Origin of the sequence: Pantoea sp. Ft-CA_14 (assembly GCF_024520875.1) — a bacterium.
GTDB classification, from domain to species: domain Bacteria; phylum Pseudomonadota; class Gammaproteobacteria; order Enterobacterales; family Enterobacteriaceae; genus Pantoea; species Pantoea agglomerans.
Genome location: NZ_JALNPM010000002.1, coordinates 307536 through 330304, shown reverse-complemented (window position 1 = coordinate 330304; position 22769 = coordinate 307536). Strand labels below are relative to the sequence as shown.

At 51.0% G+C, this 22769-nt stretch carries 21 protein-coding genes and 1 pseudogene; 11 read left to right on the top strand and 11 right to left on the bottom strand.

The window, feature by feature from the left end:
* Window positions 1-25 precede the first annotated feature (25 nt).
* Together NR195_RS04765 and NR195_RS04760 are read right to left on the bottom strand one after the other, a co-directional pair.
* Window positions 26-1168 (bottom strand): restriction endonuclease, encoded by a 1143-nt coding sequence (locus tag NR195_RS04765; RefSeq protein ID WP_256844278.1) that lies wholly within the window; start codon window positions 1166-1168, stop codon window positions 26-28.
* 70 nt (window positions 1169-1238) lie between these two features.
* Window positions 1239-1691, bottom strand: a complete 453-nt coding sequence (locus NR195_RS04760; RefSeq protein WP_256844179.1) for a hypothetical protein — start codon at window positions 1689-1691, stop codon at window positions 1239-1241.
* 1052 nt (window positions 1692-2743) lie between these two features.
* On the opposite strand from NR195_RS04760, the gene NR195_RS04755 reads away from it, so the two are divergent.
* Entirely contained in the window at window positions 2744-4216 is a 1473-nt protein-coding gene (locus NR195_RS04755) for a hypothetical protein (protein ID WP_256844178.1), read from the top strand.
* Window positions 4217-4392: 176 nt separating this feature from the next.
* Here the strand turns inward: NR195_RS04755 and NR195_RS04750 are convergent.
* A pseudogene (locus NR195_RS04750) lies at window positions 4393-4590 on the bottom strand (Tn3 family transposase); the annotation flags it as partial.
* 162 nt (window positions 4591-4752) lie between these two features.
* Here NR195_RS04750 and NR195_RS04745 point away from each other — a divergent pair.
* Both NR195_RS04745 and NR195_RS04740 read left to right on the top strand, forming a co-directional pair.
* Entirely contained in the window at window positions 4753-6234 is a 1482-nt protein-coding gene (locus NR195_RS04745) for a GIY-YIG nuclease family protein (RefSeq protein WP_372340746.1), read from the top strand.
* Between the two features lies 1 nt (window position 6235).
* A complete protein-coding gene (locus NR195_RS04740) occupies window positions 6236-7093 on the top strand; it encodes a hypothetical protein (RefSeq protein WP_024472165.1) in 858 nt (285 codons plus the stop codon).
* A 675-nt stretch (window positions 7094-7768) separates the two neighbouring features.
* Here NR195_RS04740 and NR195_RS04735 read toward each other — a convergent pair.
* From NR195_RS04735 to pth, 3 genes are all read right to left on the bottom strand, one after another.
* Window positions 7769-8950: an integrase arm-type DNA-binding domain-containing protein gene (locus tag NR195_RS04735; RefSeq protein ID WP_256844177.1), complete on the bottom strand. Its 1182-nt coding sequence runs from the start codon at window positions 8948-8950 to the stop codon at window positions 7769-7771.
* A gap of 214 nt (window positions 8951-9164) precedes the next feature.
* Window positions 9165-10256, bottom strand: a complete 1092-nt coding sequence (gene ychF, locus NR195_RS04730) for a redox-regulated ATPase YchF (RefSeq protein WP_010245885.1) — start codon at window positions 10254-10256, stop codon at window positions 9165-9167.
* A 108-nt stretch (window positions 10257-10364) separates the two neighbouring features.
* Complete coding sequence (pth, locus tag NR195_RS04725) at window positions 10365-10952, bottom strand: aminoacyl-tRNA hydrolase (RefSeq protein WP_010245882.1); 588 nt, start codon at window positions 10950-10952, stop codon at window positions 10365-10367.
* Window positions 10953-11207: 255 nt separating this feature from the next.
* Here pth and ychH point away from each other — a divergent pair, with 255 nt between their 5' ends.
* Window positions 11208-11483: a stress-induced protein YchH gene (ychH, locus tag NR195_RS04720; RefSeq protein ID WP_010245880.1), complete on the top strand. Its 276-nt coding sequence runs from the start codon at window positions 11208-11210 to the stop codon at window positions 11481-11483.
* On the opposite strand, the gene NR195_RS04715 is transcribed toward ychH, so the two are convergent.
* The 4 genes from NR195_RS04715 to lolB all read right to left on the bottom strand — a co-directional run bounded on the left by NR195_RS04715 (window position 11480) and on the right by lolB (window position 15407).
* Window positions 11480-12631, bottom strand: a complete 1152-nt coding sequence (locus tag NR195_RS04715) for a GGDEF domain-containing protein (protein WP_256844176.1) — start codon at window positions 12629-12631, stop codon at window positions 11480-11482. The genes ychH and NR195_RS04715 overlap by 4 nt on opposite strands.
* Window positions 12632-12845: 214 nt before the next feature.
* Window positions 12846-13793, bottom strand: coding sequence for a ribose-phosphate diphosphokinase (gene prs, locus NR195_RS04710; RefSeq protein WP_010245874.1), 948 nt, complete (start codon window positions 13791-13793; stop codon window positions 12846-12848).
* Window positions 13794-13929: 136 nt separating this feature from the next.
* Complete coding sequence (gene ispE / locus NR195_RS04705) at window positions 13930-14787, bottom strand: 4-(cytidine 5'-diphospho)-2-C-methyl-D-erythritol kinase (RefSeq protein WP_033771575.1); 858 nt, start codon at window positions 14785-14787, stop codon at window positions 13930-13932.
* Entirely contained in the window at window positions 14784-15407 is a 624-nt protein-coding gene (lolB, locus tag NR195_RS04700) for a lipoprotein insertase outer membrane protein LolB (protein ID WP_010669984.1), read from the bottom strand. The genes ispE and lolB overlap by 4 nt, the downstream gene beginning before the upstream one ends.
* Window positions 15408-15623: 216 nt before the next feature.
* Between lolB and hemA the strand changes: the two genes are divergently transcribed.
* The 6 genes from hemA to kdsA are packed head-to-tail and all read left to right on the top strand — an operon-like array spanning window position 15624 to window position 20945.
* Window positions 15624-16880: a glutamyl-tRNA reductase gene (hemA, locus tag NR195_RS04695; protein ID WP_010669985.1), complete on the top strand. Its 1257-nt coding sequence runs from the start codon at window positions 15624-15626 to the stop codon at window positions 16878-16880.
* Window positions 16881-16922: 42 nt separating this feature from the next.
* Window positions 16923-18005, top strand: coding sequence for a peptide chain release factor 1 (gene prfA, locus NR195_RS04690; protein WP_033786145.1), 1083 nt, complete (start codon window positions 16923-16925; stop codon window positions 18003-18005).
* Window positions 18005-18838, top strand: a complete 834-nt coding sequence (gene prmC / locus NR195_RS04685; RefSeq protein ID WP_256844175.1) for a peptide chain release factor N(5)-glutamine methyltransferase — start codon at window positions 18005-18007, stop codon at window positions 18836-18838. The genes prfA and prmC overlap by 1 nt, the downstream gene beginning before the upstream one ends.
* Before the next feature lie 23 nt (window positions 18839-18861).
* Complete coding sequence (locus tag NR195_RS04680; RefSeq protein ID WP_022625782.1) at window positions 18862-19254, top strand: SirB2 family protein; 393 nt, start codon at window positions 18862-18864, stop codon at window positions 19252-19254.
* A 1-nt stretch (window position 19255) separates the two neighbouring features.
* A complete protein-coding gene (sirB1, locus tag NR195_RS04675) occupies window positions 19256-20065 on the top strand; it encodes an invasion regulator SirB1 (RefSeq protein ID WP_010669988.1) in 810 nt (269 codons plus the stop codon).
* Between the two features lie 25 nt (window positions 20066-20090).
* Window positions 20091-20945, top strand: coding sequence for a 3-deoxy-8-phosphooctulonate synthase (kdsA, locus tag NR195_RS04670; RefSeq protein WP_010669989.1), 855 nt, complete (start codon window positions 20091-20093; stop codon window positions 20943-20945).
* Window positions 20946-21005: 60 nt separating this feature from the next.
* On the opposite strand, the gene chaA is transcribed toward kdsA, so the two are convergent.
* Window positions 21006-22097 (bottom strand): sodium-potassium/proton antiporter ChaA, encoded by a 1092-nt coding sequence (gene chaA, locus NR195_RS04665; RefSeq protein WP_010669990.1) that lies wholly within the window; start codon window positions 22095-22097, stop codon window positions 21006-21008.
* A gap of 373 nt (window positions 22098-22470) precedes the next feature.
* Here chaA and chaB point away from each other — a divergent pair, with 373 nt between their 5' ends.
* Window positions 22471-22701 carry a putative cation transport regulator ChaB gene (gene chaB, locus NR195_RS04660; RefSeq protein WP_010245846.1) on the top strand — a complete coding sequence of 77 codons (231 nt, stop codon included), beginning with the start codon at window positions 22471-22473 and terminating at the stop codon, window positions 22699-22701.
* Window positions 22702-22769 lie beyond the last annotated feature (68 nt).

Sequence of the window (22769 nt, the reverse complement as noted above, 5' to 3'; positions counted from 1 at the left end):
GGCCTATAACCACTCCGTTGTGACCTCATGATTCTGACTGGAAATCTTCAATTATTTTCTGATTGTAATCATCCAGGTAGTTTTGAAGTTCTTTTCGGTCAATCAAACGAACCATTGCGGAATCAGCTAATTCCTTAGCAGACCGGGTGAAGTAAGAGTTTGTCACAACCATTGCTTCATCACACCCATAAAATGCTTTTGCTGAAATTGCCTGCTGCACTGCCGAATTGCCAACGGAGCCAGAATAATTTTTTGCCTGTATAACCATATTCTTTCCGAAGCGGGTAACGAATAAATCTGCCCCCTGATCCTGTGTTTTCTTTGTTTCTTTAACGTCATATCCTATAGTTTGGAATATTTCAACCAGAAAGGCCTCAAACTGGAACCCATCCATTGCATCGACAAGATACATTGTGACAAATTTGTTTGGATTAAAATGTTCGAGGCGGCTAGCTAATCTGTCCACTAAAATATCAAAATATATACTCTCACAGATAGCAAGGAATTTTTCGATAGAGTCAAATGATAATAATGGTGTGCCTGGTGTACTTTCTGCCTGCTCGTTATATGCTATAGCAGGGTACTGAATCTTATTACTCCAAAGGTAATACAGGAATAACGAAAGATCTGCACGATAAGTTGTACCAGCCTCTTCTATCCATGATTTTAATGTCTCGGTAAGGGTTGGCTTGATATGTCGTTTAACCTCACGGGCAAACCCTGAATAAATAGAGTTGAATGAAGTTGTCAGCAATAGCTTATCTAACAATGATGGTAACTGCTCCAGTTCGTTGAACCCTTTTCTAATCAGTACTTCCTGGAATAATTTGATCTCTGAATAATCACTATTGCGTTCACTATTTATGTTACTGATGCCATCCTGATTGTTATACGAAAATCTTGATGTGTGAATAAAGTTGGTAAAATAAGGATCTTTCAGTGTGGCATATTTCAAAAGGACGTTTTCAAGAAGTTGGTTGAGTTGAAACTGCTCTTTCTTCTTACCAAATAAATCTTTTATGATGCCTTTAGACTGGTACTGGAAATCAGGGTAATAGGATGGATCTAATGGCGTCATTTGCCGAAATGCTCCAGATACATCTGGAGAGCACCACGGACAGCTTGTTTCGAAGGTTGTTCTAGAACATGAATAGCATTGATAAATCATCATTATCCCTTATTATTTTACATTGATTGCTTAGTGATTTTCTCCTTGGAGAATCATCCTTGAGATTTATCTAAAAATCTTTCAGGTTGATATCGAAATAGGGCGCCAATATCAGCTCTTCAAATAAATCATATTCGTGGTGCGGAACCTTAACAAAGGTAGAGTTATGATTAGGTGTCCACCATTTCTCGACGCCATAATACGCCTCTCTGGCATTAGCTTTGTGGATCAGCCGGAATGGTCTGTCCATCCAACCATCACTGTGTTTTGTGAAGTAGTTAACCGGACCAGTGAACTGACCAAGCAGGTATACACCCTGATTACCGTGAGTCAGATAGAAGTAGTCACCAATCGGAGCGTTTACAAACTCCTCTGCCTGGCTAACAGAAGACTGCCCTTTACCAGCGGTCGTGCGGTGAATGTAGACGAGTTTTTCATCAATACATTCGACCATATCCAGGAATGAAAACTCCTTCCAGCCATGTGACAGCTTCCAGAAATTGGGCATCAAATTGGTATTCATAGGCCTCTTAACCTTACGTAGTAAGTGATCGCAATCTGTTGAAATGCGGATCGATTGTGATGACCATTCTGTCGCTGAATACCCATAATCGCAACAAGGTTTGTTGATGAGCTTTTCGCTGAAATCGTTCAACGGGGATATCGGGAAGGTATGTAGATGCGTTAACTCGCATAGTTGCTGAAAATGGATGATCAACACTACTCAGCACTGGCATGCTAACCATGATGAAAACATTTGGCGCTATGGAAAAGTGATTGAGTGATTGAGTGATTGCGGCTTCGTAGGCGAGCCGGTCTCTGACTGTGCAATTCTGCATTCACGCTGAGCTGGGCTGCGGTTCTTTACCAGCAATTCGGCCATAAGCAAGGGGAGCTGTATTCCGCTTCGTCATCAGTCTGTTGTATGGCGACCAGTCCGGCAGATTCACAGGCCAGTTACTTCGCTGATTGATTGGCTAACAGGCAGAACCGAAATGAGTGATCTGCAAAAAAACACTCTTCCAGACCGCCCATTGTTGACGGATTTTGGTGTGGTAGACCGGCTAACTACCGCTGCTGTTTAATGTCAGATTCGCACCTCGTACAATGGTAGGGGAAAACCGCCTATGGTTTTCCCTGACTATGACAATTGCAAGGATCGGCGGTTTTGAGCAAAAGGAGGTATCAAAAGATCAAATTCCAGAATGTGTACATGCGCCTATAACCGCTATTGAATATCACCGGGAGGAAGTTGCACCGCTTAATAACCGGTAACGTTTTACGTATCCGCTAATCCCATTCTGGCCAAGCTGATATTTATTCGCTATTTGCGTCTACAAGTTATATAGACGTATCTATTATGCTCTGTATACACTCTATCTCTATATTACTGTATATATGTCATTACATACTATAGCCATTATCCAGTATCAGCTATCATGAGGCTCCAGCCTCCAATATTATGATCATTATCCAGCATCTGAACCTTGTTGGGTTCACATATGATTTGAGTAATTCAGTTGTAAATAAACGGGGTCAGGGCATGGTGCTTTGACCTCAATATACAGGTGGATTATGAAACCATACATTACGCATAACAATATGCTTGTGACAGATTCAACGCTGGACTATTTTAAGACGGTCGTTTTCAGTATTCCTTATAATGGTGTGCCAAGTCTGCGACGTCCATTTTATCGTAATATAGCAGTATTCCTTCAGCATGTTATTTGTGTGTCGACCTGTAGTCGTAAAAACAAGAAAAAAGCAAAGATTAAGGCGAATAAAAAATGGTCTTATTCTGTGCCTGTTCCATTTGAATTAGGCCGGGAAAAACTTCCCGGAGTATTTAAGAAAAGCGGGCCGATCAATGAGCGTGCAATCGAGGCATTGGCAAGCGCGGGAATCATCAAACTAACCGGGTATTCCAATGTCCGGCACTCATGCCGGGAATATGCCGTTTCTCAACGTTTTCTGCGTAAGTTGTTTGGCACCGACAGAGAGGCATACCTTAGCCGCAAGGATCGTTACCATCATCTGACTGACATTTTCACCAAGCGTAAAAGTTACTCTTTTGACGAGCTGATTGGAGTTGCGATCGACCGTGGGCAGAATGCTAAACATAAGCAGTCTAAACGCGATATCCCTAACTCTGCCTTCAGGGAACTGGTTGTGAGTGTATGGGACAACCTTGAGCCGCTTGAAATCAATCTGGATGCACTACTTGCTTATCAGCGCAAACATTCCACTGAGAAGAACAAAATATTCATTTTCAACTTCCTGTCGCGACTGGTTGAAACAGGTGTGGATCTGGTGAAGGAGTCACCGTTGACGGTCTCTTACAGGCAATCTTATAAGACTGCGTACATTGGCGGGCGATCCTTTGAGATTGGCACTGGCTTTCAAAGTCTGCCTTCTGGCATAAAGTGGGCGTGTCTGGCACGCGGTGTTAATTATGACATTAAGGGATGCCAGCTCGAGATACTACGACATGAGCTGTTGAGTATTGGCATTTCGGCCGAATCGCTGGAAGTTCTGGAAACTCAATATATCTGCCGGGTATTGCGTGTTGCGGAGGAACTGGTGAAGCAATTCAGGTTTTCCAGCGTATTCAACGCCGGGTTCGTCTCATTATCGCTTAAATCCAGCACCCGACGTCTGTTGAATCGTGAGTTAGGCAAGCTCGAGGCTGAACGAGTACTGAAACGTTGGAAACGCCTTCTGAAACCTTTACGAGATGATTTGGGGTTGCTGCTTGATCACTATGAGGGCACAGCTAAAACCAATCGTTACGGTAAATGCGTTACCAACGCGGTAGAGCAATCTTTCAACATTACCTGGAAAGATGTGGCAGCGCGTAAACGCTGGAAGTCAGATGTGATGCGCCGGAAGCTGCTGTCGCACATGTTACAGGGGCTGGAAAGTCAGGCTGTATACGATTATGTTGCCAGCCATAAGGGTGTTTGCGCACTGGAGCATGATGGGTTTGTTTCATATGAGGAGGTAACGGACTGGTCACATCCATACCTGTTGATTGAGAAAAAACATTAGGGAAGGTTATGTCATTTACTGTCCGGGGAGTTGGGCTGCTTTGAGCGATTAGCAGATGTAGCCTGTTATGGAAACCGTAAGCCCCTTCCCCATAAAGGAACATGGTCTGGTAAAAGTGTAACGATATTACACACGGTTATTTAGGGGGCCGCTTGGAAAACGGAAATTATCCCACGTTAAGACTGCTTTTTGTACAATTTGGCATCGACTGTGCGTAATGGCTGATATTTCCCGGATCCCAGCTTAAGATTATTACGCCAGACGTAATCTCCACTTAGATTGATATGTTCCCAACCCAGGGGAGAAAGATGAGATACCAGTTGCTCATTAATCGGGATGCCTTTTCGTTTCAATGACTCAATGGCTCTTTCTATAGATGCATGGCTGACGATTCCAACGTAGAATCAACTCAAACTTGATAAAATCAACAGATTGATTACCCGTAACGGACCTGAACACCTTCACTCGGAGCCTGCCATTCGAGTGCTTTCGTTATTTTATAGGCCTTTCATCCACAGCTAGAGAGACACACCATTATGTCATCACCTACCATGGTTCAGGAATACCCGGAACTCAATACTCTTAACCCCCTGCTGAACAGTATTGTTGATAAAACCGTTGATAATGTTGCACGAAAACTGATTGGCGGTTTTCGTAATAAACGAAATTCTCAACCAAATGCCAAGGCCCCCAATTTCAGTACAACGGTGGATGATACGCTTAACGCCACGTCGTCTGCGAGTGTGCTTGCCGTAGCGAATCGGGGTGTTCAGTGGAAGGAAATGATAAGCAAAAGTTTCACTCATGGCATTTCATCTATTTCCACCATGAAGTTTGATGGCCAGTTCACGATCAAGAATGGTGTGCCGGAAGGCCTGAAAGATGTTCCTAATTCCCCGGGTGTCTATGTGGTTTATGACAGCGCCGGTGAGGTACGGTATATCGGCGATGCTAAGGATTTACAGAAACGGTGGCATGCCGGGCATCTTAATGAAAATAAAAACGCCAAAAAGAATGGCACCGAATACAAAATGGAGGCGGAGTTTGAAGAGGGCTGCACCGTCAAATTTATGGTGATGGATTCAGCAGAGACGGCTGCAGCGGTCGAGGCTAACATTTTAAAAAATGAGAAACCCCCGGTAAATAAGAAAGAAGAGCTGTGCAAAGAACAGGGTACGCGTTCTAATATCGAAGCAAAAAAAATGAAAGATGCGGCAAACGAGGCGGGAGGTCTGGCCTTTGGCGCAGGGAAAGAGGCATTAAAAAATGTCGGGTGGGATGTGTTTGAAACGCTCAGTACCACGATGATTAAAGCATTGAAGGATGAAGTTGTTGACCTGTTTATCACCCAGAAAGCGCAGGTGAAAATCCGTCTGAAACGCTTTTTTGATAAAATATGGCAGGTTATCGTTAACCTGATAAAAGCCCCGTTAAATCTGCTTAGAGGTTTATTCGAGTTCGTGTTAAATGCGCTGTCTCAGGCCATCGGCAAAATTTATCAGTTAGCAAAAAATATCTATGATCTGGGCATGGCGGCACTCTCGCTGATGAAGGGTAGCAAAACCATGACCAAGGAAGAAACCATCTATAAAGTCTCTGAGGTCATTATCACCAGCGGGACTCTGGTGTTCTGGGACGCGGTTGAACCGGTGATTGAATCCGGTATGGTGGCTCTTTTTGCTCCACTGGCTCCCTTTGCCCCTTATATTTCTGCCTCCCTGTGCGCGATGGGATTTGGGCTGAGCAGTTACCTTTTGGCCGATATCGTCCCTAAAGCCGTCAGCCTGATACTCTCAACGGAACCTGCCTATACCGCAAAAGGACGGGAGGCTTTCCAGCAGTTGATTACTAACCATGAAAGCAGTGTGGGTATGGTGGCTGAACTGCAAAAATATGCAGGTAGCACGGTGAATCTGATGAGTGAAACCCGGGAGCATACTGCAGAACTGAACAATGATGTAATCAGACTGACTCGTTTCTCTCTTGCCGAAGAGATTAAAAAGCTGGGAGCGCACTGATATGACGGTTGTCACGATTGTTGAGAAGAACAAAGATCCCAGCATCGCCAGTTTCAAAAAAAATCTCCACGAAATAGGCAAAAAGCTGAAAGAGGAACAAGAGAGAAGTAAAGGGATACAAAAAGCGGCAGATGACTTCAATAATCGTGGTTTTTTGGGGCGTTGGGCTGGCAGTCTCACCTCGAGTAATGACACTGACTTAGCGACGATGATTGCAAACCTGGGCGGCAGTCTGAATATCACCCAGGAAGTGATCGAGTGTTTATTACAAATCCAGTCAGAAAAAAATGTCGTGCTGAAAGAGTTTCATCTGGCGTTAATGAATACGATTCGAGACTTGAAACACAACGACACGATGCTGGATCTCAGCAGCCGCGAAAACTCACTGGCTATTCTTGAACATCTGAAATCCCAGGTGGAAGACAAACTGGAGCAGGCACAGCGTGTCGAGGAACATGAAGAGGAGATTAACCGGTTACAGTCATTGAGCTGGCAGCAGGAGGAGATACTTCAACGTTTGCAGGCAAGTCAGGATGAGCACGCAACACAGCTTGCCCTCCTGAAGCAGGTTGTCCCAAAATTCGAGCGACAGCAGCAGGAGCAATGGCAACAGTCAGGGAAGCTGGCTCTGGCCCTTGAAGAGCAGGCGGATCAGTACCAGCAACAGTTGGCCTTACTGATGGACAAGCTGACCTTGCAGGAAAACGTCGCAACAGGCATGGCAGCGCGGGTCAGCGAATTAGAGAAGACGTCTCGATTAAAACGTGCAGGACTGCGCGATTACTTGCTGTTTGCGACTAGCGCTCTTGCCGCCGGACTGGTCGTTATCGAAGTGATGCGTTTTAACGGCGTTATTTAACGGCGAGGTTTACACATCTATCTCCGCTGGGATGGGAACACATCAACCTGAGTGGAGATTGCGTCTGGCGAACAAACCTCAAGTTGGGATAGGGAAAATACTGTTCGTTATGCTCAGTAGATAGCAGTCTGTACAAAAAATAGGCTTAATGTATGATGTTTTCCGTTTTCCAAGTGGACCCCATTTAGAACCATTTAAGCAGCAGTAAACAGCGGTCATTCGTTCTGAGTGTCTCAAAGTTTTTTGCAACATATGGACATTGCTAATGAGCCAGCTGTTAGACATTCCTATCGAGCCTTAATAATATATGTAACAGCAAAGTTGTAATGTCCGTTCTGGGCTAGGTTTAAGACGTCCGTAACGAGATTTACCATCAAGCGATTCTGATAACGGCCCATGCAGCGGAGTTTTTTACTTTGGATGACGTCAACCGACTTAAAATCATTCAGGGTGTTGTCGACCGGCACCTGACAACGCAGATGGCCGCGTAGCGCCAGGGTACCTCCTATCAGCTAAATCAAGCCAGGGCATGTGAAAATTTCGGTTGCTTGATAATGAGGTTAATCAATATCCGTTATTCATGCTTTATACATAATATAGGTTGAATTGTAGGTTATTTTAAATAATCACAAATTTAATATATTAATCAACGGTGAAACACCAACGCATCAGCGTTTACGAAACATCAGTACTGCTTACCCATACATCAAGCTTATCTGCCCATTCCTGCATCATCACCCTACGTTCATCAAGATAGGTCGCATGGTTATATGTGCGGCGAACATTGTTAGTATCAGCATGGGCAAGTTGAGCTTCAATAGCATCAGGTCGATAGCCCATTTCGTTTAAACGCGTACTTCCTGTAGTTCTGGTAGCATGGGGGCTATAAATACCACTCCAACCGAGGCTTTTCAGTAACTGTCGCAGAGAGTGCGATGTCATTGGACCTAGCGGATTATCCCTGCCTGGAAAAAGATGCTGCCGATATCCCGTTAGTCCGTGTAGTGTTTTGAGCATGTTGACGGCTTGGGAGGGGAGGGGGATAACATGCTCCCTACGAGCTTTCATGCGTGTCGCCGGAATGGTCCATAGGGCGTTATCAAGATCGAATTCTGTCCATTCCGCTTCGGTGGCTTCTGCAGGACGCGCCAATGTCCACCACATAAGCCACATACAATAGTTAACCTGATATGAGCCGCGACCGTTATCAAAACAGCTTAATAGCTTCCCGATTTGCTGTGGACTCAATGCCTGTTTATGCTGTGTCTTATTGGCGGGGAGGGCCTTGCGCACAGGCCATACAGGATCGCTATCTGCTCTGAGTGTCGCTACCGCGAGCTCGAAAATCGATGAAATAGTCCGGCGGGCTTCAGCGGCAACGGACGGAGCGCCGCGCTTAGCCGTTTCCTGAAGAATTTTTAGAATGTGGTGCGGGGTTATTTCCCTGACAGGGAGCTTACCTATTGCGGGGAAAACCACACGCTTAAGCATATCTAATCGCCGCGTTTTGGTGATTTCGGCCCAGTCTTTCATCTGCAACCACTCTTTAGCGACTAGCTCAAAGGTGTTGGATGCGTCATTGACCTTGCGGATCTTATCTAACTGGCGAGCCTGAGTAGGGCTAACTCCATTCGCGACTTGTTTACGCGCTTGCTCGCATTTCTCGCGAGCTTCGGCAAGTTTAACCGTCGGGTACTCACCCAGCGCAAACATGCTGGATTTACCGTTAAGTTTAAACCGATAGCGCCACGCCTTTTTGCCATTAGGTTTAACTTCAAGGTATAAGCCATTGAAATCGTTGAGACGATAGAGCTTTTCTTTCGCTTTTGCTGTGCGGCATTGAGTATCAGTGAGCATAACGATTCCTTGTATATTTATTATACCGTTATTGTACTCACTAAAAATAAAGATGGAAGTTTGATGTACTCACCTGCGTACTCATTTTTGACTGCGCTTCTACGAAATCATTTGAGACGCTATGAAATGAAAAATCCACGCAATGGCGTGGATTTTGATAGGTTTGTCAATTTTCATGAGTCTCAATGAAACCTCATGAGACAACACATTTTATTTAGACGTTAAACAGGAAGTTCATCACATCGCCATCTTTCACGATGTACTCTTTACCTTCTGAACGCATCTTGCCGGCTTCTTTAGCACCTTGCTCGCCTTTATAAGCGATGAAATCTTCAAACGCGATGGTCTGGGCGCGGATAAAGCCTTTCTCGAAGTCAGTGTGGATTTTACCGGCTGCCTGCGGAGCCGTCGCGCCAACCGGGATAGTCCATGCACGCACTTCTTTTACGCCAGCGGTGAAGTAGGTCTGCAGGTTCAGCAGGGAGTAACCGGCGCGGATAACGCGGTTCAGGCCTGGCTCTTCCAGTCCCAGCTCTGCCATGAACTCGTCACGGTCTTCATCTTCCAGCTCAGCAATGTCCGACTCAACGGCGGCGCACACTGGCACCACGACTGAACCTTCCGCTTCGGCGATAGCGCGCACCTGATCCAGGTACGGGTTGTTCTCGAAACCATCCTCATTGACGTTAGCTATGTACATGGTAGGTTTCAGAGTCAGGAAGCTCAGATAGCGGATTGCCGCTTTGTCGTCCTCATCCAGATTCAGTGAACGCAGCATGCCCGCTTCAGAAAGATGCGGCAGACACTTCTCCAGCGCAGCCAGCTCAGCCTTAGCATCTTTGTCGCCGCCTTTGGCTTTCTTCTGCACGCGCTGAATCGCACGTTCACAGGTTTCAAGATCGGACAGCGCCAGCTCGGTGTTGATCACATCAATATCTTCAGCCGGGTTCACTTTACCCGCCACGTGGATGATGTTGTCGTTTTCAAAGCAGCGCACCACGTGGCCGATCGCTTCGGTTTCACGGATGTTGGTCAGGAACTGGTTGCCCAGGCCTTCACCTTTTGACGCGCCTTTTACCAGACCGGCGATATCGACGAATTCCATGGTAGTCGGCACCACGCGCTGCGGCTTAACAATCTCAGAAAGCTGGTCGAGACGCAGGTCAGGCATCGGCACCACGCCCGTGTTTGGCTCAATGGTGCAGAAGGGGAAGTTAGCCGCTTCGATGCCCGCTTTAGTCAGCGCGTTAAACAGAGTGGATTTACCGACGTTCGGCAGGCCCACGATACCGCATTTGAATCCCATGGTTTGATACCCTTTATAACTGGATGGACAGTTCGCCAGAAGGCGGACTGTCGGAGACGAATTGAAAAATTTCGCGCATTATACACGGAATCACGACGATTCGGGCGTTTAAGCAGGCTTGAAGGCGTGCAGCCGGTTCATCGCCTTGATACGATCCTCTTTCAGCCACAGTTCGGTGCAGCGCGCCGCCTCATCAATGGCATCATCAATCAGCTTCTGCTCACTGGCGGGCGGCTTGCCCAGCACAAATCCGGTCACCTTGTTGCGATCGCCGGGATGCCCGATACCGATGCGCAGCCGATGGAAATTGTTGTTGTTGCCCAGTTTGCTGATGATATCTTTCAGACCGTTATGGCCGCCATGCCCGCCGCCCTGCTTGAACTTCGCCACGCCGGGTGGCAAATCGAGTTCATCATGCGCCACCAGGATCTCTTCTGGCGCGATGCGATAAAAGGTCGCCATCGCCGCCACGGCTTTCCCGCTCAGGTTCATAAAGGTGGTCGGCACCAGCAGGCGCACATCCTCTCCGGCTATCGCCAGGCGCGCGGTATAGCCATAGAATTTGCCTTCCTCTTTCAGTGACTGATTGTGGCGCTCAGCCAGTAAATCCAGATACCAGGCACCCGCATTGTGGCGCGTGGCGGCATATTCAGCGCCTGGATTGGCAAGGCCCACAATCAGTTTAATGCTGCTCACAATGATTATCCTGCTGTTATCGCGAAAGGGCGTTAGTTTACTTCGCCACGGGCGAGATGACAAAGTACAAGCAGCGAAATGGTTCATGACGGTGATTAATCATTTTCCATCGAAATCAACAGGCTGCAATCAGGGCCAGTTAATTATTTATGGCTGATGTGTGATCCACTCCGCAACGTTATCTTCACCCATTGCCTAAGCTTATGGCACTTAACATTGTGTGCGGTTATTGACTCATATGGATGGAGGTGCAGCATGAAACATCAACACTGTCGCGTAGCGGGTAACAGCTTGATGGTACTGGGATTAGTCACAATGGTGCTGGGCGTGGGTTTCTCAATTATGAACCAGCTTCCCTCGCTTGATCTGCCAGATGCACTGGCGCAGGGCGCAATCTTAGGCATCTTTGTTGGTGCAATGATGTGGCTGGTCGGGGCGGGTCTGAGTGGTCGTGAAAAGGTTGAAGATCGTTATTACTGGCATCGTCACTATGACAAACGTTGTCGCCGGTCGCACAATTCTCACCATTAACTGATGCCAGCAGTGACCGGATGCTGCGCTATGCGGTTCCGGCCGCTGGCCTTGGCGTGATAGAGCGCTTTATCCGCCAGTGCGAGTAAATCGTCAAAACCCTGCTGCTGATGTGTGACCGTGGCAAACCCAATGCTGACCGAATAGGCAATTGAATTGGGTTGTGACGCACAGACCTCCCGCCGAATCGTCTCGCACCAGACTTCTGCATCTTTTGCCGCCGCCGGAATTATTGCCGCAAACTCCTCTCCGCCCAGTCGCGCAAAACGCCCCTCAGCCGGTATCAATCCTCTGACAATGTCGCAAAAGTGAATCAATATCTGGTCGCCCTGTTGATGGCCATACCGATCGTTAATGCTCTTAAAATGATCCAGATCGAACAGAATCGCGCTAAAAGGTCGGTTCTGACGGCGGCATTGCGCCAAAATCTTCTCTGCTTCATTAAATAAAGCCCGACGATTCCAGACGCTGGTCAGAGGATCGTGCATTGAGGCATGTTTTAAGACTGACTGCATCCGTTCATTCACCATGGCCAGGATAGTAAATGTCAGACCGATGACAAACAGAATCGATTCCAGGATGACGTAAATCGAGAAGTTTGATCCGCCAATGGCGCCAGGCAGCGTGCTGGGAATCGCGCTGTCCAGAAACAGGCGAGCCAGGTGAAACAGCAGATGGATCCACAGCAGCAGCTGTGCAGGCCAGAAGGTCACCTTTAACGTGGCACGCGCTAGCCAGACCAGCTGGATCAGTGCCGCGGTATAGACGATGCAGGCGATGCAGAGCACCAGCACCCGTTTGGGTAAGCTGTAATAGAACGCCGGGAAACAGCAGAGGAGTGCCCAGAGCAGGGCGCCCAGTAGCCAGTGAGTGCCGATGGGCTTGCCGCAGAAGCGCCGGAACGCATTTAACAATCCGCCGTAAGCCAGCATCACTAAAACGTTACCCACTGCAACGGGCAGGAAATGCAGGCCACTGCTGCGCAGGCTACTTAAGAATACGGCAATCAGGGTAAAAACCAGCGACAGGCAGGTGAAGCCGAGAACGCGATCATATTGCGATCCGATCCAGGCAAAAAACATGATGATGCTCAGAAAACCCAGCACATAAAGCTCGCAGACAAATAACGTATAGATATCGAGGCTCATGGCGGTCAGGGTTCTTATGAAAAGTGCGCTGCAAATTACCACTTAACGGCACAGGGCAGAAGCGGGGAACGCGGCGTTTTATCAAAAGAGTGGGTGGCGTTGAAAATAGGCGATTTTGGGGAAATTTATCGCGAAAATATCAGAAAAAGAAGCGCGTTAATCGGGCGCCCGGCAGGCATAAAAAAACCGGGCACAGGGCCCGGTTCCGCAAAGATTAATGCTCGAACATTGCCGAGATTGACTCTTCGTTACTGATGCGGCGAATGGCTTCGGCCAGCATGCCAGATAAGGTCAGCGTGCGCACATTCGGCAGTGACTTAATCTCCTGAGAGAGTGGGATGGTATCGCAGACGATTACCTGGTCGAGCACAGATTTACGCAGGTTTTCAACCGCATTGCCGGAGAAGATCGGGTGGGTCGCGTAAGCAAATACGCGTTTAGCACCACGCTCTTTCAGCGCTTCAGCCGCTTTGCACAGCGTGCCGCCGGTGTCGATCATGTCGTCGACCAGCACGCAGTCGCGGCCAGCAACGTCACCAATGATGTGCATCACCTGAGAAACGTTCGCGCGAGGGCGGCGTTTATCAATGATGGCCATATCGGTGTCGTTCAGCAGTTTAGCGATAGCACGGGCACGTACTACGCCACCAATATCGGGAGAAACAACAATCGGGTTTTCCAGACCGATCTGCATCATATCTTCCAGCAGGATCGGACTGCCAAATACGTTATCAACCGGGACGTCGAAGAAGCCCTGGATCTGCTCGGCGTGCAGGTCAACCGTCAGAACACGGTCAACACCGACGCTGGAAAGGAAGTCTGCCACTACTTTAGCGGTGATAGGTACACGCGCGGAACGCACGCGGCGATCCTGACGGGCATAACCAAAGTAGGGGATGACTGCGGTAATACGACCAGCAGAAGCACGACGCAGCGCGTCGACCATCACAACCAGTTCCATCAGATTATCGTTGGTGGGGGCACAGGTGGACTGGATGATGAAAATATCACCACCGCGTACATTTTCGTTGATCTGTACGCTCACTTCACCATCACTGAAACGTCCTACAGCGGCGTCTCCCAGGCTGGTGTAAAGGCGGTTGGCAATACGTTGTGCTAGTTCCGGGGTGGCGTTACCAGCAAATAGCTTCATATCAGGCACGAGAAGAACCTCAGGCTTTGCGTCCAGAGAATGAACGGCATGACTGTAACCGGCGCGTACGGTCATGTGCGTTCACACGGGTGTGTTGATGCGAAACGTGCAGTGTCCGGAACGTGGTGACACTGTCACGCATTCGCTAATCGCCTCGCAGGGTACGCTGTAGCGGCGAAACATTTACGCCCCGGGCTACAAATGCGCGTACCCCATTCGGGGCAAGCTCCAGCACCTGGCGGGCAGCAGACTCGGTGTCGAACTCAGCAAACACACAAGCGCCCGTGCCAGTCAGGCGTGACGGCGCGTATTCTAGCAGCCAGGAAACAAGCTCATCAACCTCACGAAAACGTTTTCTTACCACTGCTTCACAATCATTGGTGAAGGGTGATGCTAAAAGCGTCGATAAACTGCGCGATGGAGTATCTCGCGTCAGTTCGGGGTCGTTGAATACTACTGGGGTGCTGATATTCACGCCGGGATGGGCGACAAGATACCACTTTTCTTCCGGCTCTGCGGGATGAAGTTGTTCACCCACCCCCTGGGCGAAGGCCGCGAAGCCCTGGACAAACACCGGCACATCCGCGCCCAGCTTCACACCCATCGACGCCAGCTCATCCGGCGTGAAGCCGGTTTGCCACAGATGATTCAGCGCCACCAGTACGGTTGCCGCATCAGAGGAGCCGCCACCGAGACCGCCACCCATGGGCAGGTTTTTCTCAACGGCAATCTGCGCGCCCGCGTGAGCGGACAGGCGATTGTTATCCTGCGCCGCCTGTTTCAGCATGTTTGCGGCGCGGACAATCAGGTTATCCGCATCCGCAACGCCTGCCACGGGCGTTAACAGTGTAATCGAGCCGCTTTGATCGACAGTAATCTGCAGCTGGTCACCGTAATCAAGAAACTGAAACAGCGTCTGCAGGTTGTGATAGCCGTCGGGACGACGGCCGGTGATGTAGAGAAAAAGATTCAGTTTTGCCGGGGCAGGCCAGTGGGTGATCATTGAACGGTCCAGCCGTCCATACGCAGTTTAATCCGCTGGTCACCCTCTTTCAGCTCCAGGCTCGAAGGCAGCGGCGGGGTGACTTTGCTGTCGTAGCCCGCAATAGAGACCTGCCAGTTCTGACCGTCGCGGCTGTAGTTCAGGCTGCTCAGCTGATAGCTCTCGTTGAGCTGATAGTCGGTGGCATCGCCTGGCAGACCCATCATCCACTGGCGCAGATTCGCCAGCGGAATGTTCATGCCGGTCAGCTGCGAAATCATTTTCTGCGCATCGTTGCTGACGTAACGCTTGCCTTTGTTATCGACGATCTGTACCACCGAGCCCTGCGCATCCAGCTGCAGTTCGGTGCTGCCCAGCGGATTGGTCAGCAGCAGGCGATAGCGATCGGGCGCGGTCTGCTGCCAGTTAAAGCGGGCATAGACTTTCTGCTTGTCAGAAAGATAGGCAAAGGCGCCGCGGGTCTGATAGTGCGTGACCTTTGAGACCGCCTGCTGATGCTGTTGCCACTGTGGCGCGGTAACGCTGGGGCCCGGGCCTTGCGGTTTGTTGACGCTACAGGCTGCCAGCAGCACGCTGGCAAGGGGCAAAAGGCGCAACAGATTGCGTGGTGAATTAAGCATCAAGTGGTCATCTCCTCGGACACATTTATTATTCGTAACGGATAACGCTAACCGTCCCGGTTTTAACCGTCAATGCTGTTATGCAGCAAATTGAGCACGATCGGGTTAATCTTATTACAGTCATAGCCTTTGTATGGCTTTTCTTGATCTGCCGCATCTTGTAGAATGCGCCTCACAAAACCCTGACATTATTGGGACATCCCAACCAAAACCGCTATGACGCTGCTCGCTCTCGGAATCAATCACAAGACAGCCCCCATTGCTCTGCGCGAACGCGTCTCGTTCGGGCCGGAGACGCTTGAGCAGGCGTTAAACAGCCTGTTATCACAGCCAATGGTGCAGAGCGGCGTGGTGTTGTCCACCTGTAACCGGACTGAACTCTACCTGAGTGTAGAGCAGCAGGCCGACTTACAAGCGCGTCTGGTGAGCTGGTTATGCAATTATCATCAGCTGGATGAGGAGGATGTGCGAAACAGCCTCTACTGGCATCAGGATAACGAGGCGGTCAGCCACCTGATGCGCGTCGCCAGCGGACTCGACTCACTGGTGCTGGGCGAACCGCAGATCCTCGGTCAGGTGAAAAAAGCCTTTGCCGACTCCTCACGCGGTCAGGCGCTGAGCAGTGAACTGGAACGCATGTTCCAGAAAACCTTCTCGGTTGCCAAACGCGTGCGTACGGAAACCGATATCGGTGCCAACGCGGTGTCGGTGGCGTTTGCCGCCTGTACGCTGGCCCGTCAGATCTTCGAATCGCTCTCCTCCGTCAATGTCTTGCTGGTTGGCGCAGGTGAGACCATTGAGCTGGTGGCGCGTCATCTGCGTGAACATCAGGTCAAAAATCTGATCATCGCCAACCGTACCCGCGAACGCGCCGAAACGCTGGCGTCGGAAGTGGGTGCAGAGGTGATCACCCTGGCGGAGATCGACGCCCGTCTGGCAGAAGCCGACATTATTATCTCGTCAACCTCCAGTCCGCTACCGATTATCGGTAAGGGGATGATGGAGCGCGCGCTGAAAGCGCGACGTAACAAGCCAATGCTGCTGGTCGATATTGCGGTTCCGCGCGACGTAGAGCCGGAAGTGGGCGACCTGCCTAACGCCTATCTCTACAGCGTGGATGACCTGCAGGCGATCATCGAGCAGAACCTGGCGCAGCGCAAAGCGGCCGCGGTTCAGGCCGAAAGCATCGTGGTTCAGGAAAGCAGCGAATTCATGGCGTGGCTGCGCTCACAGGGCGCGGTGAATACGATCCGTGAATATCGTTCTCAGGCGGAAGAGATCCGCGCTGAGCTGGAAGGCCGTGCGCTGCAGGCGCTGCAGCAGGGTGCCGATCCGCAGAAAGTCATGCAGGAACTGGCGCACAAGCTGACCAACCGTTTAATACACGCTCCAACCAAATCACTTCAGCAGGCCGCCCGCGACGGCGATAATGAACGCCTGCAGATTTTACGCGACAGCCTGGGTCTCGATTAGGCACACCGCTGTCGCCACCTGTTACGGGAATCCCACATTTAAATGAAAACCTCTATAGTTGCCAAACTGGAAGCCCTGCAGGAGCGCCACGAAGAAGTGGAAGCGATGCTGGGCGATGCAGGCGTGATCGCCGATCAGGAGCGTTTCCGTGCGCTGTCACGCGAATATGCTCAGCTGACCGATGTGACCCGTTGCTTCCGCGACTGGCAGCAGGTGCAGGAAGATATCCAAACCGCGCAGCAGATGCTCGACGATCCTGAAATGCGTGACATGGCTCAGGAAGAGTTGCAGGAAGCGCGTGAGAAGAGTGACGTGCTGGAGCAGCAGTTGCAGGTTCTGTTGCTGCCGAAAGATCCCGACGATGAGCGCGCCTGTTTTATCGAAGTGCGCGCCGGAACCGGCGGCGATGAAGCGGCGATTTTCGCCGGCGATCTCTTCCGCATGTACAGCCGCTATGCCGAAGCGCGTCGCTGGCGCGTGGAGATCATCAGCGCCAACGAAGGCGAGCATGGCGGTTACAAAGAAGTGATTGCCCGCGTCACCGGCGAAGGTGCCTATGGACGCCTGAAGTTTGAGTCAGGCGGCCATCGCGTGCAGCGCGTGCCGGAGACCGAATCCCAGGGCCGCATTCACACCTCAGCCTGTACCGTTGCCGTGATGCCGGAAATCCCGGAAGCGGAACTGCCGGAAATCAATGCGGGCGATCTGAAGATCGATACTTTCCGCTCATCCGGCGCAGGCGGTCAGCACGTTAACACCACCGACTCCGCTATTCGTATTACCCACCTGCCAACCGGTATCGTGGTGGAGTGTCAGGACGAACGTTCACAGCATAAAAACAAAGCCAAAGCGCTGGCGGTGCTGGGCTCGCGTATTCACGCTGCAGAGATGGCCCGCCGTCACGCCGCCGAAGCCAGTACCCGACGCAACCTGCTGGGCAGCGGCGATCGTTCTGACCGTAACCGCACCTACAACTTCCCGCAGGGCCGCGTGACCGATCACCGTATCAACCTGACCATCTACCGTCTGGATGAAGTGATGGAAGGGAAACTCGACAGCCTGATTGAGCCGATTGTTCAGGAGTACCAGGCCGATCAGCTGGCGGCGCTGGCTGGTCAGGATTAATGGATATTCGTCACTGGCTGAAACAGGCGGTCGCCATGCTGTGCGGTGGTGACAGTCCGAAGCGTGACGCAGAGATCCTGTTAGGTTTTGTGACCGGCAAATCACGCAGCTGGTTAATCGCCTTTGATGAAACGGTGCTCAGCGATGAGCAGCTGACGCAGCTGGATAGCCTGCTGGCGCGTCGCGCCCGCGGTGAGCCGGTGGCGCATCTGGTGGGCGAACGCGAGTTCTGGTCGCTGCCATTGCGCGTCAATGACGCCACGCTGATCCCGCGCCCGGATACCGAACTGCTGGTTGAACAGGCGCTGGCACATCTGCCCGCGACACCGGCAACCATTCTGGACATGGGCACCGGCACCGGAGCGATTGCGCTGGCGCTGGCCAGCGAGCGTCCCGATTGTCAGGTCACCGGCGTGGATCGCATTGAAGCCGCCGTTGAGCTGGCAAACAGTAATGCGCAGCAGCTCAGCCTCACCAACACCACCTTTCTGCTCAGTCACTGGTTCCAGGCGCTGACGCCACAGCGCTTTACCCTCATTGTCAGCAACCCACCCTACATAGATGCCAGCGATGCTCATCTGGAGCAGGGTGACGTGCGCTTTGAACCGCGCAGCGCGCTGGTGGCGGATGAAGCGGGACTGGCGGATCTGCGCACGCTGATCGAGCAGGCACCTGCGTGGCTGTTGCCGGGGGGCTGGCTGCTGCTGGAACATGGCTGGCAGCAGGGCGAGGCGGTCGCCACGCTGATGCGGCAAAAAGGCTATCACGCCGTGGAAACCGTCGATGATTACGGTGGCAATCCGCGTGTGACCTTAGGCCAGTTCCCTTCATAAAAGCGCTTTGAAAAGGATTCATGATGTTCGCCTTTTATCCCCTGATTAAAAATCTGCACATCTTAACGGTGGTGCTTACCGTGACGCTGTTCCTGCTGCGGTTTTACTGGCTGCGCCGTGGATCGGCAATGATGACGAAACGCTGGGTGCGCATCCTGCCGCACGCTAACGACACCCTGTTACTGGTGACCGGCGTCTCGCTGGTGATGATTACCCACTTCTATCCCTTTACACCGCAAGGAAGCTGGCTGACGGAGAAGCTTTTAGCGGTTATCATCTACATCGCCTTAGGATTTGTGGCATTGAGTCGCCGTCCACGCACTGATCGCACCCGCTGGATCGCTTTTCTGGTAGCGTTAATCGCCCTGGTGGCCATCATTAAGCTGGCGCTGACCAAAATGCCGTTATGGGGATAGCATGACCTCGACCGAACAATTAGATTTCAGCCAGACACCGCTGTGTGAAGCGGTGATTGGTGCCACGCTTGCCATCCGCGCCGATTTCCCGGCGTTGTCGGTGGAAGCACAACTTGCGGCGTTAGTCGCCGAAGCACGTGACTATGTCAGCCATACCGAAGATGCTGACATGCAGCTCGAAAAGCTGCTGGAACTGTTCTATCGCCAGTGGGGATTTTGCGGGGCCAGTGGCGTCTACAATCTTTCTGATGCCCTCTGGATCGACAATGTGCTCAAGACCCGTCGGGGCACGGCGGTGTCACTGGGCGTTATCCTGCTGCACATCGCCGCCGAGCTGGAACTGCCGTTGATGCCGGTGATCTTCCCGACGCAGCTGATTCTGCGCGCCGACTGGATTGATGGTGATAAGTGGATGATCAACCCGTTTAATGGCGAAACGCTTGACCGGCACACGCTGGAAGTGTGGCTCAAAGGCAATATCAGCCCGACAGCGCGTCTGTATGACGACGATCTCGACGAAGCCAAAACCGTCACCGTGATGCGCAAGATGCTCGACACGCTGAAAGCGGCATTAATGGAAGAGAAGAAGATGGAGCTGGCGCTGAACGTCAGTCAGGTGCTGTTGCGTATCGATCCTGACGATCCCTACGAAATCCGCGATCGCGGTTTGATCTACGCGCAGCTGGAGTGCGAACATATCGCCCTGAATGATTTAACGTACTTCGTTGAGCAGTGTCCTGAAGACCCGGTCAGCGAAATGATCAAAGTTCAGATTCACGCAATCGAACAAAAACAGGTCACGCTGCACTAAGCGGACCCACTGAAAAGGAAAGGGCATGACACAGAAAGTCGTGAGTATTGGCGATATCAAAGTCGCAAACGATCTGCCATTTGTGCTGTTTGGCGGGATGAACGTACTGGAGTCGCGCGACCTGGCGATGCGCATCTGCGAACACTACGTTACCGTCACCAGTAAGCTTGGTATTCCTTACGTATTCAAAGCGTCATTTGATAAAGCGAACCGCTCCTCTATTCACTCCTATCGTGGCCCTGGCCTGGAAGAGGGGATGAAGATTTTCCAGGAGCTGAAGCAGGCTTTCGGCGTCAAAATTATCACTGATGTGCATGAAGCGTCCCAGGCGCAGCCGGTCTCTGAAGTGGTTGATGTGATCCAGCTGCCCGCGTTTCTGGCGCGTCAGACTGACCTGGTGGAAGCGATGGCGAAAACCGGCGCGGTGATCAACGTCAAGAAGCCCCAGTTCGTCAGCCCGGGTCAGATGGGCAACATCGTTGATAAGTTCGCTGAAGGTGGCAACGAGCAGGTCATCCTGTGCGATCGCGGCAGCAATTTCGGCTACGACAATCTGGTTGTCGATATGCTCGGCTTTAACGTGATGAAGAAAGTCACCAAAAACAGCCCGGTGATTTTCGATGTCACCCATGCGCTGCAGACACGCGATCCGTTTGGCGCAGCATCAGGTGGTCGTCGTGCTCAGGTGGCTGAGCTGGCGCGTGCCGGTATGGCGGTCGGCATTGCCGGTCTGTTTATCGAAGCGCACCCGGATCCTGAACACGCCCTGTGTGACGGCCCATCCGCGTTGCCGCTGGATAAGCTGGAGCCATTCCTGGTGCAGATGAAAGCGATTGACGATCTGGTGAAAAGCTTCCCGGAACTCGATACCAGCAAATAAGTTTGCTGCAAAAAAAAGAGCGATGATTCGCTCTTTTTTTTCGCCTGAAGACGGGTGACGTTACAGCATGATGGTCATCAGATAACCGATAAACAACGCCAGATGCGCGGCTCCATTCAGTACATTTGTGCGTCCGGTCGAGAAGGAGAGCTGACAGAGAATCAGCGACGCCATCATAATCACCATCTGTGGCGGCTCCAGACCAAATATCAGCTCCTGTCCGGTCAGGGTGGCGATAATGGTTACCGCCGGTACCGTGAGTGAGATGGTCGCCAGCACTGAACCAAAGAAGAGGTTCATGGCGCGCTGCACCTGATTCATCAGCACGGCCCTGATCGCCCCCAGGCCTTCCGGTGAGAGGATCAGCAGGGCCACCAGGAAACCGGTAAACTGTGCCGGTGCATTCAGATCCGTCAGCAGGCTTTCCAGCGTATTAGCATTCATCTTGGTCACGGCAATGACCGCAATCAGATGCACGATCAGCCAGCTGGTATGCCAGAAGCTGCTGTGGGCAGACGGTTTGCCATGATGCGGGTCGCCATCATCGCTCTCATCTTCATGCTCATAGACAAACAGGCTCTGGTGGGTTTTGGTCTGAATCAGCAGGAACACGCCATACATCGCCGCTGAAATCGCCGCGATCAGCAGTGCCTGAGTGACAGAGAAATTACCGCCCGGCAGTGCGTTGGGAAACACCAGCACCAGAATCGCCAGGGGAAAGATAGCGATCAGATATTGCTTCACGCCCGCCAGATTCACGTATTGCGTCGCAAACTTATTACCGCCCAGCAGCAGCGCAAAGCCAACCAGTCCACCGGTTACAATCATCACGATCGAATAGAGCGTATCGCGCATCAGCCCGGGTGCGGCATCGCCGGTCGCCATCAGCGCCGAGATCAGGCTCACTTCCAGAATCACCACGGACAGACTCAGGATCAGAGAGCCATAGGGCTCGCCCAGCCGGTGCGCCAGCACGTCGGCATGTCGTACAACGCTAAAGGCGCTGCTCAGAATGGCAACCAGCGCCACTAAGTTGATACCGACTACAATCGGAAATGATGTGGTTGCACCAAAAAAATAGAGTATACCCAGCGTGATAAGGGGAAGTATCAGCGAGAATTCCTTGTGACGTGTTTTTTCATGTGAAGGCATTCACCATCCTCTCTGGTTAATGATTATCCGGACACAGCGAGTGCTGCTGTTAGAAATATAATCAGTTTTAGGGCAGGGCGCAGTTTATCTTTTCACCGGTCCGAACGGGAAAAATTTACTGCTTTTTACTTAAATGCAATAAATGGTCGAAGCGGTATTAACCTGAAGTTATCTCAAATATTGCAATATTAATCAGGCCACAACAACTTCTCTTTACCCACCTATCTGACCGTCAAATGCCGGAATATCTGTTTATCATTGTAACTTGTGTGGCCTGTTTCTGGTTTTTAATTTGAAGTGCAGATAAGTGGCTGTTTGTATTTTTGTCCTGTTGCGCCAGGCTTAACAGGAATCCATAAACTGAGGAGCCGTTATGCCTTACTCTAAACGAACCGACTTACCTGACAACGTAAAACACGTGCTTCCCGCGCATGCGCAGGATATCTATCAGCAGGCATTTAACAGCGCGTGGGAAGAATATAAAGAGGCTAAGGATCGACGGGGCGATGATTCGCGGGAAGAGGTGGCGCACAAAGTCGCCTGGGCAGCCGTAAAGAAAGAGTATGAGAAAGGTGATGACGATAAGTGGCATCCTAAACGTTAATGCCGTCGCTAGCCTGTTCACGCCAAAGTGCCAGGATTATCTGGCCCTTTTTTTCATCTTCGCTATAA

Excerpts from the sequence above, each read along its gene's own strand:
- NR195_RS04765 (WP_256844278.1), bottom strand. The coding sequence starts at position 1,168 with ATGATTTATCAATGCTATTCATGTTCTAGAACAACCTTCGAAACAAGC.
- NR195_RS04760 (WP_256844179.1), bottom strand. The coding sequence starts at position 1,691 with ATGAATACCAATTTGATGCCCAATTTCTGGAAGCTGTCACATGGCTGG.
- NR195_RS04755 (WP_256844178.1), top strand. The coding sequence starts at position 2,744 with ATGAAACCATACATTACGCATAACAATATGCTTGTGACAGATTCAACG.
- NR195_RS04745 (WP_372340746.1), top strand. The coding sequence starts at position 4,753 with ATGTCATCACCTACCATGGTTCAGGAATACCCGGAACTCAATACTCTT.
- NR195_RS04740 (WP_024472165.1), top strand. The coding sequence starts at position 6,236 with ATGACGGTTGTCACGATTGTTGAGAAGAACAAAGATCCCAGCATCGCC.
- NR195_RS04735 (WP_256844177.1), bottom strand. The coding sequence starts at position 8,950 with ATGCTCACTGATACTCAATGCCGCACAGCAAAAGCGAAAGAAAAGCTC.
- ychF (WP_010245885.1), bottom strand. The coding sequence starts at position 10,256 with ATGGGATTCAAATGCGGTATCGTGGGCCTGCCGAACGTCGGTAAATCC.
- ychH (WP_010245880.1), top strand. The coding sequence starts at position 11,208 with ATGAAACATCAACACTGTCGCGTAGCGGGTAACAGCTTGATGGTACTG.
- NR195_RS04715 (WP_256844176.1), bottom strand. The coding sequence starts at position 12,631 with ATGAGCCTCGATATCTATACGTTATTTGTCTGCGAGCTTTATGTGCTG.
- ispE (WP_033771575.1), bottom strand. The coding sequence starts at position 14,787 with ATGATCACCCACTGGCCTGCCCCGGCAAAACTGAATCTTTTTCTCTAC.
- lolB (WP_010669984.1), bottom strand. The coding sequence starts at position 15,407 with ATGCTTAATTCACCACGCAATCTGTTGCGCCTTTTGCCCCTTGCCAGC.
- hemA (WP_010669985.1), top strand. The coding sequence starts at position 15,624 with ATGACGCTGCTCGCTCTCGGAATCAATCACAAGACAGCCCCCATTGCT.
- prfA (WP_033786145.1), top strand. The coding sequence starts at position 16,923 with ATGAAAACCTCTATAGTTGCCAAACTGGAAGCCCTGCAGGAGCGCCAC.
- prmC (WP_256844175.1), top strand. The coding sequence starts at position 18,005 with ATGGATATTCGTCACTGGCTGAAACAGGCGGTCGCCATGCTGTGCGGT.
- NR195_RS04680 (WP_022625782.1), top strand. The coding sequence starts at position 18,862 with ATGTTCGCCTTTTATCCCCTGATTAAAAATCTGCACATCTTAACGGTG.
- sirB1 (WP_010669988.1), top strand. The coding sequence starts at position 19,256 with ATGACCTCGACCGAACAATTAGATTTCAGCCAGACACCGCTGTGTGAA.
- kdsA (WP_010669989.1), top strand. The coding sequence starts at position 20,091 with ATGACACAGAAAGTCGTGAGTATTGGCGATATCAAAGTCGCAAACGAT.
- chaA (WP_010669990.1), bottom strand. The coding sequence starts at position 22,097 with ATGCCTTCACATGAAAAAACACGTCACAAGGAATTCTCGCTGATACTT.
- chaB (WP_010245846.1), top strand. The coding sequence starts at position 22,471 with ATGCCTTACTCTAAACGAACCGACTTACCTGACAACGTAAAACACGTG.